Raw genomic sequence first — 14,629 nt, 5'->3', positions numbered from 1 at the left:
CCTATTTTGAAATATATCACTTATGGTATCAACGGAATTTCATCCGCACATAGTCCAAAGCCCGCTGCATCCAACTCCCAACTTCTACGGCATGTAAAGCGACAATAGGCACTTCGCGCAGCGTTTCGTTTCCCAATAGAATTTTTAATTGTCCTTGCACCGTGTGTTGTGCAATGGGTGCAGTGAGTTGGGCGGGTAATTGTAAGGCGGCATTGAGTTGTGAATATTGTCCGCGGGGAATGGTGACGTAGAGCGGTTCTAATAAACCCAGTTGAATTTCATTGTGATTACCGCTCCAGACTTTCGCGGTTTGTAAGGGTTCGTTGCCGCGGTAAATTTGGTAGGTCTCAAAAAAACGAAAACCGTAATCGATCATTTTCTGGGTTTCACTGATACGCGCCGCTTTGCTTTTCGTGCCAAGCACCACCGAAATCAGGCGCATTTGACCGCGTTTGGCCGAGGCAATGAGGCAATAACCCGCCGCGTCGGTATAGCCTGTTTTCATCCCATCCACCGATTCGTCGCGCCATAATAGAGTATTTCTATTTTGTTGCGTGATGTTATTGTAAGTATATTCTTTTTGCGAATACCAGCGGTAATAATCAGGAAAATTTTTAATCAAAGATTGTGCCATTACGGCCTGATCTCGTGCAGTGCTGTAATGTTCAGGGTGCGGCAAACCAGTGCTGTTTTGATAACGGGTTTGGGTTAAGCCGAGTTTTTCCGCCATGTCATTCATTAGGGCAGCAAAATTGGCTTCGCTACCGGCAATATGTTCCGCTAAAGCCACGCTGGCATCGTTACCCGATTGGACGATCATGCCTTGAATTAAGGCTTCTACGGCCACTTCCGTATCGACTTCGACATACATACGCGATCCGATCATACGCCGTGCTGTTTCGCTGATGCGCACGGTATCGGTGAGTTTAAGCTCGCCTTTTTTTAATTTATCAAAAACCAGATAAGCGGTCATGAGTTTGGTTAAGCTGGCGGGATCAACCCGTTGGTCGCCGTTTTTTTCCATTAACAACTGTTCGCTGTTGAAATCCATCAGCAAGTAAGCTGTGCCATCAATGGGCGGTGGCGTGGGGACAAGCGTCACTGTGTTGGCATACGCTGCGGTATTGCCATAAATTATCACGGCTAAAAACAGTAAGTTACAAATCTGCTTGATCATAAGTCATTCTTCTATTTGAATAAATCCATTGACCCATTAAGGCGCAATACCTTGTAAAGACACGACACTGCCTCGCGTGGCATCAATTCCCAAATCTCGCGCCACTTGGTAAGACAGTCGAATAAGTACATTATCACCGATTAAACGCTCAGTAATTGTTACCAATTTGCGACGTTGTCCATGCTGCACCCAAACTTTTGAGAGTAAAGGTAATGTCGCATGAGCTGCGGTTAAACTTTGAGCATCGTGTGGAATGCCGCTGGCGGTGATTTGACCATGTGCGCTGATGGGATAACTGCTGGCCACGCCCGTTTCCCGATACATTCGCACGTCAGGAGAAGAAGACATCTTTACTGGTGCAGGAATCGCCACTGTCGCCAGCGATTCGGGTGGTTTTACCGGAGAAGGCGTAGCGGCAGGAGAAGATACCATTGGTTGCGGCCGCGTGACGGATGCGGGTGGCGTTGATGACATCGTCGCGGGCGGTTTGGGTTGGGTGATAGGCGATGGAGGTGGTGGAGCTATTTTTGTTGTACAAGCTGACACACTCAATAGCACTAAACCCAATCCCACCCCCATGGTATTTTTCTTTAAACAAATCATGATTAATTCCCCTGCGCCGCGGCATAAGCGTGAGCAATTTCTTGTGCCAATTGATGCACCGCCATCGCATAACGATTGCTGCGATTATAACGGGTAATCACGTAAAAATTATTAAAACCCACCCAATACCCCATTTTTTTGGGAGCAATTTCCAAATCGATCAGTAAACCAACTTCGTTATCTGGCTGTTTTCCTTGATATAACAAGCCCATTTTTTTCAATTGACCTAACGAATGGATCGGCTTAAATTCTAAGGCCAGCAGACGAGAGGCAGATTCTGGACGCACTTGGGTGGCTTCAATAACGGGCTGATTGGGTTGCCAGCCGTGTTGGCGAAAATAATTGGCAATGCTGCCGATGGCATCCGTTTCATCTGACCAAATGTTACGCTTACCATCCCCAGTAAAATCAACCGCATAACGACGGTAACTGCTGGGAATAAACTGCCCTAAACCCATTGCCCCCGCATAAGACCCCGTCATTGACAAAGGATCAAAGCCTTCTTCTTGAATCATAAATAAAAAATGTTCTAATTCCCCTCGAAAAAATTCAGCACGACGGGGATAATAGAAGGCTAAAGTGTACAACGCATCCAACACGCGGTAATTGCCCATGATGCGCCCGTAATAAGTTTCCACGCCAATGATTGACACAAGGTACTCAGCGGGTACACCATAGTGCTGTTCAGCGCGGCGTAAGGCATCGGCATGGCTTTGCCAAAATTGAACGCCACCGTCAATGCGTTCTTGGGTTAAAAATGTATTTCTATATTCATACCAAGGGCGTGCTTTACCGGTTTTCGGGGGAGTCATTAACTTGATAATGGCATCGTGCTTTTTTGCCTGAGACAATACAGAGCGCAGCCATGATTCTGACCAATGGTGTTGTCGCACCATTTGTTGAATAAACTGTTCTACCGTCATTTCTGCGGCCACCGTCCAAGGAGAAAACAACAAACCCATTATTAACACTATACTGTAACTCAATCGCATCACGACACATCCTAAACGTATTTTAATTTGCGCCCACCAAAGGAGACACAAGGTGAAAGTAAAACATTTGGCCTATTTGGCTTTAACGCTAAGTGTAATGGCATTCCACATGCCAAGTTTGGCCGATTCTACCGCAAACCCCGAAACCAACACGGCAACTCGTACTTACGACAAGCAAAAAGTGTTATATCACATTAACTTTGACGATCCAAAGCAATTAAACATTGCGATGCGCAATATTCAAAACCACATTAATGCCGTGGGTCAAGACAATATTGAAATCAAGGTTATTATGCACGGTGCGGGCATTAATTTGTTGCAACAGGCAAAAGATAACTTGGATATTCAAGCCCAAGTGGTACAATTGAAAAGTCAAAACGTGGCTTTTAAACTGTGCAATAATACTCTGACACTGCGTCAACTTGACTATGGGACTGATTTATTCGATGTACAACCCGAAGACATCGTCACCAGCGGTGTGGCTGAATTGGCTTATTTGCAACAGCAAGGATACGCCTATATTAAGCCTTAAAAAATAGGCTTAAACGATTAAGAAAAAAAGGTTCAACTTGAAAAGAAAAGTTGAGCCTTTTTCTTATTGACTCCTTATTATTCATACAGGAATATGATTTATGTTTTCTCTTGAAGAAGCTAAAAATGTGGCGCATGTTTTAGTGGAAGCGTTACCGTATATTAATCGTTTTGTGGGCAAAACCATTGTGATTAAATACGGTGGCAATGCGATGGTGGCTGAAGATTTAAAAAACAGTTTTGCCCGCGATATTATTCTCATGAAACGGGTAGGCATTAATCCGATTGTGGTTCATGGGGGCGGCCCGCAAATTGGCGATTTATTAAAACGCTTAGGCAAGCAAAGCGAATTCTTTCAAGGAATGCGGGTTACTGATTCTGAGACGATGGATATTGTGCAGATGGTATTGGGTGGATTGGTGAATAAAGACATTGTGACGTTGATTAATCGTCATGGCGGCAATGCGGTGGGTTTAACGGGAAAAGATGCGCGTTTTATTCGGGCGAAAAAATTAACGTTTACCCGCAATTCTCCAGAATTAAACGTGCCAGAGATTATTGATATAGGTCATGTGGGCGAAGTGTCTCAGATCGATATTCGGATATTAAATACCTTATTACAAGGTGATTTTATTCCTGTGATTGCGCCTATTGGCGTGGGCGAGGATGGACAGTCTTATAATATTAATGCGGATTTAGTGGCAGGCAAATTAGCAGAGGTATTAACCGCAGAGAAATTAATGTTATTAACCAATGCCGCAGGCGTATTAGACAAAGAAAATAATGTGCTGACGGGCTTAAATAGAGAAAAGGTACAAGAATTGATTGCTGATGGTACGATTCACGGCGGAATGTTACCAAAGATTGGTTGTGCGTTGGATGCGGTGAGTGCGGGAGTCAATGCGGTGCATATTATTGATGGTCGTATTGAACATGCCGTGTTATTAGAAATCTTTACAAATAGCGGTATTGGTACACTGATTAAAGCCTAATTGTGGTGGCTTATTTTGTGGTAAATGGCAAACGCCTGCTGTTGGATAACACGGGCGTTTGTGGGGGAGTATCTCAACTTTCTTTTTCCACTCGTGCCAAAACATTTTGTAATAGATTTTTTAATTTTGTGACTTGAAGATTTTGCGTTAATTCTTCTACTCGTTTTAAGAAAACATTAGATTCAGGATAAAGAGGAAATAGCGTTTCTAATTGTAAAGAAATGGCTTTAATATTACCGATAAGTGCTTGCTCCAACAATTTTTGCAACACTGCGACGGGTAAAAAACAAGTTAATTCACCATCTGACGATTCTTGTTGTGCGAATGAAAGGGGTGAAGGTTCAAAAAATTGCCACGTTAAATCACAATACTCCGCTAACGCATCCAGTAAGATACCTTCTCCAGTAATTTCTTTTAAAAAACAAGTGCATCCTTCGGCTAAGGCTTTTGAAGCCATCTCTTCATTTTCCTCTAAACTTACCGTAGAAAACATCATAATGACGGTCTGAGAAAAAGAAGGATTTTTACGTAAATAACGAACGCAATGAAAACCACTAATTTCAGGTAAATGGCTGTTCATTAAAATAACATCAGGTAAAAATTGTTCAGCTTTAATTAAACCTTCTCGCCCACTGTTGGCTTGTTCTAATTTAAACCCTAAAGGGCGCAATAAATTATATAATTGTTTGTGAATATCCACATTATCGGTAATAATTAATATATGAATTGGTTTTTCATGGGGGTGAACATAACCTATAATCTTAGCACTGCTATTAAATCCACTTTGAATAATAGGTAAAGCCAGCGCAAAATGAAATCTCGTTCCCTGTTCCACTTGCGTTTCTACCCGCAATTCTCCGCCCATTAAATCAACTAAACGATGGGAAATAGCCAAACCTAAACCAGCCCCTTCCAAATGATGCTGTCCGCGTTGAAAAGAAGAAAAAATGCGCCGCAAAAATTCAGCCTCCATTCCGCATCCCGTATCAGCAATATTAAAATGAAATAAGCCCTCGTGATAATTTACATTTAACCCAATTTGACCTTTTTCTGTAAATTTGACCGCATTACTTAATAAATTTATTAAAATTTGCCGCAATCGCCTAGCATCTGCTTCTACCACTAATTCCCGTTTTAATATGGCATTTGCGTTATATTGAAATTGTAACTGCTTTTCTCGACAACGTAAGATAAAAAAGTCGGCAATATCCTGTAATAATTGATCCAAACGAAGCGAAGCAATATTTAATTGCAATCGACCCGATTCAATGCGAGAAAAATCTAATAAATCATTAATGAGCATTAATAAATGTTCGCCACTGCGATGTATAATGCCAATGGATTGACGTTGTTTATCACTGAGCGTTTGATCGCGTAATAAAATTTGAGCGCAACCCAAAACACCATTTAATGGCGTGCGCAATTCATGACTCATATTGGCTAAAAAAGCCGTTTTAGCACGATTAGCCACTTCGGCTTGTTCTTTTGCTTGTTTTAACGCTTTTTCGGTCTGTTGTCGTTCAGTTACATCTTGAGCTAAAGCCGCAAAACCAACCACCTCTCCTTTTTCACCAATTAACGGCGTATTGTACCATTCACAAATAATTTCATAATTATCTTTCGTTTGATTCACAATAAGGCAATTACTGTTCATCATTAAACAAGATTCTTGATAATTATTTTCAGGTAATGACACAATAAAATTCGATAATGGTTTATTTAACACTTCCTCAGCGCGATAACCAAAAATGCGTTCCGCCGCAGCATTCCAATGGGTAATAAATAACTCCGTATTCCATTCAATATAAGCTAATGGCGTTTGATGAATAAAAAACAATAATTTTTGATTTAATTGTTTTAAATAACTTTCATTTATTTTACGTTCAGTCATGTCACTGTGTAAGCCAACATATCCACCGTCTTGCGTGCGCCGTTCGGTGATTTCTAACCAACGTCCGCTACACAGCAATTGTTCATAACAGCCGCCTTGTTGATGGCGATTTAAGCGACGTTGCAGCCACAATGCGCTTGGTACATTTCCCAATTCGTAAAGATTGCCATTTAATCCCGCTTGTAAAAACGTGCTAAAACTCACTCCTGATTGCAAATGCTGTTCTATTTTTTTATAAAGCCGTCTAAAATGATCATTACAAAAAAATAATTTATCCTCACTGTCATAATAAACAAATCCATCTGGAATAGTTTCTAAAGCAATCATTAAATGTTGTTGCGTTTGAGCGAGCGCATCTTTCGCTTGTTTTTGATGAGTAATGTCTTGAATAAAGCCCTCTAATGTTTCTAATTGACCATTGTGATGAAAAATACCTTGTCCTTGTTCCCATAACCAGCGTTGGCTACCGTCTTTGTGCTGTAAAGGATACATTAATTGAAAAGGACGATGTTCTAATAAAGCAAGTTGTATTGTTTGCCATAATGATTCATGATAAGTAGAGGGAATTAGTTGGCTTAATGAAAACTCAGAATTGGACATAAATTCATCAGCCGAATAACCCGTTAATGCCAAACAGCCTTCACTAATAAATTCCATTGTCCATTGTTTATCATTATACCGCTGATAAACCACGCCGGGTAAATTGCTAATTAAAGTGCTTAAATAACGTTGATTTTTGGCTAATGCTTGCTCTGTTTTTTCTCGTTGAATAATTTCAGATTCTAAGCGTTGATTATGAACGCGCAAACTTTGCTGTAATTGAGCAATTTTTAAATGTGTTTCTACCCGCGCCATTACTTCGGCGATTTGAAACGGCTTAGTGATATAATCCACACCCCCTGCGGAAAAACCTTTAATTTTATCTAACATATCCGTTAATGCACTTAAAAAAATAACAGGAATGTCAGCCGTATTGGGATTATTTTTTAACCATTCACACACCTGATAACCATCCAAATCAGGCATCATAATATCCAATAAAATTAAATCAGGATACCAGCTTTCTAATAAAGCAAACGCGGTTTGATGTCCATTTGCCACCGTGACTCCAAAGCCGCGCCGTTCTAATACCCGCTGCAACAATTCTAAATTAGCCGGTTTATCGTCAATCACCAGAATATGGGCTTTCACTGTTTTCGTCGCAGAAGACATCATTATGCACCCCTTTAATTTGGCAAAAAAAACGGAATATGTTTCTAATTTTTAGTCGAATCTACGGGAGTTAATTTTAATAAGTTTTCTAAAAATTCTTGCAAGCGTTCCATGTCAAAAGAACTGGCTAATTGCTGTACTTGGTTACAAAAAGCCACATAATCAGAATGATCTTGTTTTAATTTTTCTGTTGCGTTTAATAAAGCGCGAATATTTCCCATGACCGCTAATTGGTGTAAACGCTTTAATTGATCAAAATCAGGAGATAATAAAGTAGCCTTAGAAATCGTCGAATTTTCCCCTGATTCATATTGCCAAGTTAAAGGAAGTAAGTTTGGCAATAACTCTATTAAACCAGCCTTATCTAAAGGTTTTTCTAAAATTCCTGCGATAGTTAATTCAGTAGAAAGAGGCTCCATTTTTTCTCTCACTTGCATTAAGAGCAAGGGGACAGGGTGCTGTACTAAATATTGTTTGAACGAATCAAATTGAGCATCATTTAACAATGGCTGGTCGAGAAAAATAAGATCAGGCTGCCAAACAGCAAGGCGATAAATTGCTAATTGTAAGTTATTAGCCAGATTTAATTTAAAACCTAATGCACTGAGTAAAACAGTAATTTGTTGATGAAGATCAGCATGATGATCAATAATCAATAATTTAAAAGGTTGTTGCCGATTTTTTTCTAAGAAAACATAGTGAGTCACTTGAGGTATAAATTGATTTTTAGGTGAAAAAGAATGATCCAATTTAAGCACAGGCAAACGAATGGTAAACCAAAATTCACTGCCTTGATTTAATTCACTTTTAACTTGCAATTCTCCCCCCATCATTTTCACTAAACGCTGACTAATGGCTAAACCTAAACCCGTGCCACCTTGCTGCGTATCTTGTTGGAAAGGAGTAAATAAATGTTCTAATTGATCACTGGCAATACCACAACCCGTATCTTGAATTTGAAAAGTAAAATAATGTTGAGCATAATAATAAACTGTGAATTTTATCGTTCCTTTTTTAGTAAATTTAATGGCATTTCCCAATAAATTTAACAAAATTTGGCGCAATCGTTTAGCATCAGCCATCACTTCGGAAGGAAAAGCAATATCTGGCGATTTTTGATAAATAAAAGCAATATTTTTTTCTGTGGCTTGCAAATTAAATAAATCTGCTAATTCACGCAATAAATCAATTAAACGACATTCTTTGGGATTTAAAGTAATTCTTCCCGTTTCTAAACGAGAAATATCGAGAATATCATTAATTAATGTCAACAAATGTTGTCCGCTTTTCTCGATAATTTCAATCCCTTGTTTTTGTTCCGTAGTTAAATTGTCGTCATGAGCAAGAATTTGCGTATAGCCTAAAATGCCGTTCAAAGGCGTGCGAAATTCATGACTCATATTGGCTAAAAACGCACTCTTGGCGTGATTTGCCGCTTCGGCTTGCAATTTAGCAGCTTGCAACGCTAAATCCGCCTGGCGGCGTTCTGTGATGTCTTGAATAAATCCTTCTAATGCCACCAATTGCTGCTCTTTATCGTAAACGCCTCGCCCTTGTTCCCACAACCATTTTTCTTGTCCTTCTTTGGTTAAAACGCGATAAGTTAATTGAAAGGCTTGTTTTGTGGCTAATTTTTCTTGAGTAATTTCCCATCTTATTTGCAAATCATCAGGATGAATAATTTGAGAAAATGACAATTCTTTATCTCGTATAAAAGCCTCTGGCGGATAACCTGTCATTTCTAAACAACCTTCACTGACATATTCCATTGTCCAGCGAGAATTGTTTTGGCAGCGATAAGCAATGCCCGGTAAATTGGACAATAAGGTTTTCATGGCACGTTGACTTTCTTCTAAAGCCGCGGTGACTTGTTGTTGTTTAAAGATTTCTTGTTGTAATTGTTGATTTTGATCGGCTAATTGGTGTTGTAATTGATTGATTCGTAAATGCAATTCAATACGACTTAATACTTCTTCAGCTTGAAAGGGTTTGGTAATAAAATCAACAGCCCCTAAAGAAAAGGCTTTTATTTTATCATCGGCATCACTTAATCCGCTTAAAAATAAAATCGGAATATTTTTAGTTTTTAAACTGCTTTTTAAATAGCGACAAATGTCATAACCATCCATTTCTGGCATAATGACATCTAATAAAATTAAATCAACCGATTGTTGATGTAACAAAGTCATCGCATCGCGCCCAGAACAGGCTGTAATAACGTGGTAATTTTGCGATGTTAATAGGGAACTCAGCACCCGTAAGTTAACTTGTTGATCATCGACAATCAGAATTTTGTTTTTAATCGAATGATTTTTTGTGTTCATTTTTTAATCAAGTGGCTTAATGAAGAAGATTTATTATGTAAACTTTTTACGAATGAGTAAAGGGGTTTACTCAGATATTTTTAGTTTGAATGACAAATTTCCACCTATTTTTTAGGATTGATTTTACGTGAATTTAATGGCTACAATAGCCGTTCCATTGCCACCAATAAAAGGAGTAAATTTAAACCATGACGATTGATTCTTCTACTTTATCACAGGCGCGTACGGCCGCTTTAAAAGCCAGTCAGGCCTTTATTCCTACGGCTACCTCATTGGTTTCGTATCAATCGAGTGGTAAATTACTGATTATTGGTACAGTCGATCAAGCGATTCCATTGGCAAAACAGCTTAGTCTTTATTTGGAATGCGCTATCATTTTACCTGAGCATTCTCCTAATGATTATGTGCAAATGTCTGCGATTCCTATGACTCGTGGAAAAGTACAGAAAATTTCTGGTTATTTAGGTCATTATTATGTTGAACTCATGGTAAATAATCAAGCCTATAATCCTGCCATTTTATTTAACGGACATCATGAATTTATTGATCTTATTTTAGACTTAACAGAGCCTCCTCATTTAAAACAAGAAATTTTCCCCGTGGGTTATTACGCGCCTAATGGCAATGAGGCGATTGTTGCTGCTTTATTGCAAGAATTGCCCGATATGATGGGACAATTCGATAAACCCAAATTTTTCAATTACGATCCCAATATTTGCGCCCACGGCCGCAGCGGTCAAGTGGGCTGTACCTTGTGTTTAACGGCTTGCCCAACGGAGGCGATTCAATCGCAAGGTGAACACATTGCGGTGAATCCGCATTTATGTCAAGGTGCTGGCAGTTGTACCAGCGTATGTCCCACAGGCGCATTAACTTATAATTACCCTTCTTTAGCCGATACATTAAATCAGTTACGTCAATTATTAAGCACTTTTTTTGAACACGGTGGAGAACAAGCCCGTGTTATTTTTTACAGCCGAGATAAAGCCGAATCAATGGCAGAATTAACTAATTTATTACCGCCTTATTTTTTACCTTTTGCGGTGGCTGAAATTGGCTCGGTGGGCATTGATTTAATGCTGTCTACTTTAGCTTATGGGGCGCAGCAAATTATTTTACTGAGTGATGATCAAACCACACCGATGGTTATTGATGTTTTAAATAAACAATGCAGTTATATTCAACCTTTATTAACAGCAATGGGTTATCCTGTCGCCATGGTAAAATTACAACTATGGCAAAATGATTTAATGCAATTATCTACCCATTTACAAGAGCCTGTTATTTTGCCTAACATTAAGCGAGTGACCTATGCGGGTTTAAATGAAAAACGTACTTTATTACGTCTCGCCATTACCCATTTATATCAACAGGCAAAACAGCATCCGTCTGAAGTGGCATTACCGCAGGGCGCGCCTTTTGGTGAAATTCAAGTGGATGTGCTGCGTTGTACTTTGTGCATGGCTTGCGTGTCACAGTGTCCTTGTGCGGCGTTGTCAGACGGGGGGGAAGTGCCGCTGTTAAAGTTTAACGAATCGGCTTGTGTGCAGTGTGGATTGTGTCAAGCCAGTTGTCCCGAAGAAGCGATTACGCTATCGGCGCGTTACCTGTTTTCCTCCGAATTGCGTATGACTCCACGTATCATAAATGAAACTCAACCGTTTCACTGCATTGACTGCGGTAAACCGTTCGCCACCCAATTAATGATCAATCGAATGCAGAGTAAATTGAAAGATCATTGGATGTTTCAAGGCGATGGGATTAGAAAATTGCAAATGTGTGAAAATTGTCGTGTTAAAGTCATGTTTAATGAACAGGCTTAAAAAGATTTCTTTTTTCTTGATTTATCTTCTATTGAGTGGCTTATTATCTCATGCAAATAAATTATTTCGCGCAGTTAAAACAACCGCACACGCATTTAGTCACTGTTGATGTTTTTCTTTCCGATTTTGAGGAGAAACAGAATTATCTTGATATTTTTTTGCCTGTCTGGTCACCGGGGTCTTATTTAGTGCGGGAATATAGTCGGCATATTGCGGTGATGAAAGGCTATGATCAAGATCGTAATGCTTTAATGGTAGAGAAAACCAATAAATCCCAATGGCGCGTGCATTGGGAGTGGGGAAATGTTCAATCGATTCAGTTATCTTATGAAGTGTATTGTCATGAATTAACCGTGAGAACTTCTCATGTGGACAGCGAACATGCGTTTTTACATGGGCCAACATTATGGATTGGTGTGTTAAATCAATCGGTTAGCTCTATTCATTTACACCTTGATTGTCCCGAACATTGGAAAACAATATCTACTGCTTTAACGCTGAAATATAAAGAAAATAATCAATGGTGTTTTAGCGCAAAAGATTATGATGAATTGCTTGATTCTCCCTTAGAATTAGGCAATCATTTTTGTGAAACGTTTAAGGTAAAAGATAAAACCCATGAAGTGGCTATTTATGGTAAATCTTTTTTACCCATTAACACCTTAATTGCAGATATAGAAACCTTAGTGAAAACGGAATTGGCGTTAATGTCTGATCCGCCTTATTCTCACTATGTTTTTATTGTGCATTTTGTACCTGCTTTATTTGGTGGTTTAGAACATGCGCAATCTACAGTGTTGCAATTTGATGGTCGCACTTTATTAAACAGAAAAGAATATGTGCGTTGGTTAGGTTTAGTGGCACATGAATATTTTCATACGTGGAATGTGAAAAGAATTCGTCCTCGCGCATTAGGCCCTTTTGATTATCAACAAGAAAATTATACCGATATGTTATGGTTAGCCGAAGGTTTAACCAGCTTTATGGATGATTTATTTGTGCTGCGTTCGGGGTTGTGTAGTATAGAGGAATATTTGGAGATACAAAAAGACAATTTACAGCGTTATTATGCGACTTATGGGCGCAATGTGCAGTCATTAGCAGAAAGTTCTTATGATGCGTGGATTAAATTTTATCGCCCTGAGGAAAATACTGCAAATATTACGGTAAGTTATTATTTAAAAGGGGGCTTATTGTTTAGTGCATTGCATTGTGTTTTATTGACTTATGGGCATCGTATTGATGATTTTATTTTGCGTTTATGGCAACGTTATTGTGATAATCCTGAACAGGGAATGGACAGTGAGGAAGTATTAGCCATTATTGAAGATTTAACCGATGCGAATATGCGTCAAAAAATCACGAATTGGATTTATGGTACAGACGATATTGATTTTCTCAGCTTTTACCAAATCATGGCTATTGCGGCACAATGGGAAGAAGCCAAAGAACTGGATTTAGGCTGTAAAATAGAAGCGGTCAATGGGCGATTAATGCTTAAAACGGTGCAGCGCAATGCGTGGGCGTGGAACAGTGGCTTAAATGCGGGAGACGAATTATTAGCGATCAATGGAATTCGCATTTATCCTGAAGAGGCGGAAAAATGGATGAGCTTTTTAGCTCCTCAGACGGAATATTTATTTTTAATGGCGCGATTGGGTAAGGTTTTGGAATTAAAATTGCTCACTCCTGATAAGGAAAAACGATTGACTCAATTGGTCAGTTCAAATCAAGAGAAAACACGCGCTTTACTTTCATAAAACAACCCATTAATACGGCAGGAAAAAAAAGCCATAATGATCCCTGCCGTAGACAGACATTATTTGCTCTATTTTTCTTTAATAAACAGATAAGCACAGTGTTAATTATTTTTCATGATTAGCATGATTTAACGCATAGAACTGTGCTTAAATGCCGATTCAATAGGAAGCTGACACGTCACTGTTTCTGACTCCGTAGACGGCGACTCCCCTGCCTCCTGTTGACAGGCATCGAGGTTTGAAGGGTGACGCTGGGTTTTTACTTTCACTTCTACCAACTGGGATAATTCTAATTGCTTTAACATTTCAAGCACTTGCACGGGTTGACTTTCTTGTCCCGTCATGGGCAGTTGGGCAATGGAAAAACTACATCCCAATAAGCTATATGCAATCAACATAAATAAACTTTTCATCATTTTTCCCCTACCGATTAACTTTTCCATTAATGGAATAACTCATAAATAAATAAAAATCAAGTTTTGAGTGTACAAATCACGTGAACGCATTGTGCAACGATTCCCCCTGATATTGTTCTACCGTCTTCTTGGGGGGGGGAGGTGTCGAATCTTCATCAGGCTATTGACTGAAAATACGCAAAATTCGGTGCGCTTATGACCTGAAATTTTTACTTCTAATATTTTGAATTTAAAAGTTTTTTTAAGAATTGGATTTTTTAAACCATAGTAAAATAGTGGGATTTTACCCCAAAAGCGGTCTGATGGTTTTTTTGACACCTTTGGCGAGGACGGCAAAAATGAGCGGGTATTTTTTACGATTGGACGGTTTTATTTTAAATACGGATTACCCCATTCGGTGGTATAAGTGATTTCAAAATCAATCGCAGCAATAGCAAAAGCGCGTTGTTGAGGAAATTGAATCACATCCGAAGGCGCATTATGTGAAGCATCTGTATTAAGAAGGGAGAGGTGGCGTTGCAAAGGGGTTTGATCGATATAAGCAGCAACATCTTGAATATCATCAATTAATTCATCTAGCGATGTGTCGGCAATGATTAACACCCGCTCTAAATCACCTAGTAACATATTACTTACGGCAACGGGATGTTCTTGATCCAACACTTCTACAATGGCTTCTACTTTGATGGTGAGCGTGCGCACTGTACCACCAAAGCGATTACGATGGCGTTGTTCGGCTAATTCCCACACGACCGCAGAGGGAGCTTGAAAACGCGCCACCATCGGCTCATGACGAAACACGCGACCGCTGCCAATGATATTATGGTAGCCGTTGTCTACGTGAATGCTTTCTAATTGCGTCATGACCCGTTCAATAATTTGCTCTCTAATGGTTTTCATAATGGCTA

Annotated in this window: 11 protein-coding genes; 4 read left to right on the top strand and 7 right to left on the bottom strand. The window is 39.4% G+C overall.

Annotation, left to right across the window (positions count from 1 at the left end; translation table 11 throughout):
* Positions 1-28 precede the first annotated feature (28 nt).
* The 3 genes from TPSD3_RS16050 to mltB are packed head-to-tail and all read right to left on the bottom strand — an operon-like array spanning position 29 to position 2,772.
* A complete protein-coding gene (locus tag TPSD3_RS16050; RefSeq protein ID WP_086489535.1) occupies positions 29-1,177 on the bottom strand; it encodes a D-alanyl-D-alanine carboxypeptidase family protein in 1,149 nt (382 codons plus the stop codon).
* A 36-nt stretch (positions 1,178-1,213) separates the two neighbouring features.
* Entirely contained in the window at positions 1,214-1,780 is a 567-nt protein-coding gene (locus TPSD3_RS16045; protein ID WP_086489534.1) for a hypothetical protein, read from the bottom strand.
* A 2-nt stretch (positions 1,781-1,782) separates the two neighbouring features.
* Entirely contained in the window at positions 1,783-2,772 is a 990-nt protein-coding gene (gene mltB / locus TPSD3_RS16040; protein WP_086489533.1) for a lytic murein transglycosylase B, read from the bottom strand.
* A 52-nt stretch (positions 2,773-2,824) separates the two neighbouring features.
* Between mltB and TPSD3_RS16035 the strand changes: the two genes are divergently transcribed.
* Positions 2,825-3,304 carry a DsrE family protein gene (locus tag TPSD3_RS16035; protein WP_217884478.1) on the top strand — a complete coding sequence of 160 codons (480 nt, stop codon included), beginning with the start codon at positions 2,825-2,827 and terminating at the stop codon, positions 3,302-3,304.
* 100 nt (positions 3,305-3,404) lie between these two features.
* Positions 3,405-4,295: an acetylglutamate kinase gene (argB, locus tag TPSD3_RS16030; protein ID WP_086489532.1), complete on the top strand. Its 891-nt coding sequence runs from the start codon at positions 3,405-3,407 to the stop codon at positions 4,293-4,295.
* A gap of 73 nt (positions 4,296-4,368) precedes the next feature.
* Here the strand turns inward: argB and TPSD3_RS16025 are convergent, their stop codons facing one another.
* Together TPSD3_RS16025 and TPSD3_RS16020 are read right to left on the bottom strand one after the other, a co-directional pair.
* On the bottom strand, positions 4,369-7,401 hold the full coding sequence (locus TPSD3_RS16025; RefSeq protein ID WP_086489531.1) for a response regulator: 3,033 nt from the start codon (positions 7,399-7,401) through the stop codon (positions 4,369-4,371).
* Positions 7,402-7,442: 41 nt separating this feature from the next.
* Entirely contained in the window at positions 7,443-9,722 is a 2,280-nt protein-coding gene (locus TPSD3_RS16020; RefSeq protein ID WP_086489530.1) for a response regulator, read from the bottom strand.
* 188 nt (positions 9,723-9,910) lie between these two features.
* On the opposite strand from TPSD3_RS16020, the gene TPSD3_RS16015 reads away from it, so the two are divergent.
* Positions 9,911-11,545, top strand: a complete 1,635-nt coding sequence (locus TPSD3_RS16015; RefSeq protein WP_086489529.1) for a 4Fe-4S binding protein — start codon at positions 9,911-9,913, stop codon at positions 11,543-11,545.
* A 50-nt stretch (positions 11,546-11,595) separates the two neighbouring features.
* Positions 11,596-13,305 (top strand): M61 family metallopeptidase, encoded by a 1,710-nt coding sequence (locus TPSD3_RS16010; protein ID WP_086489528.1) that lies wholly within the window; start codon positions 11,596-11,598, stop codon positions 13,303-13,305.
* 128 nt (positions 13,306-13,433) lie between these two features.
* Here the strand turns inward: TPSD3_RS16010 and TPSD3_RS16005 are convergent, their stop codons facing one another.
* On the bottom strand, positions 13,434-13,703 hold the full coding sequence (locus TPSD3_RS16005) for a hypothetical protein (protein WP_140048588.1): 270 nt from the start codon (positions 13,701-13,703) through the stop codon (positions 13,434-13,436).
* Positions 13,704-14,090: 387 nt separating this feature from the next.
* A complete protein-coding gene (locus TPSD3_RS16000; protein ID WP_086489526.1) occupies positions 14,091-14,621 on the bottom strand; it encodes a hypothetical protein in 531 nt (176 codons plus the stop codon).
* Positions 14,622-14,629 lie beyond the last annotated feature (8 nt).

The organism is Thioflexithrix psekupsensis (assembly GCF_002149925.1).
GTDB classification, from domain to species: domain Bacteria; phylum Pseudomonadota; class Gammaproteobacteria; order Beggiatoales; family Beggiatoaceae; genus Thioflexithrix; species Thioflexithrix psekupsensis.
The sequence above is the reverse complement of the archived record's forward strand: the minus strand, read 5'-3'. Positions and strand labels throughout refer to the sequence as shown.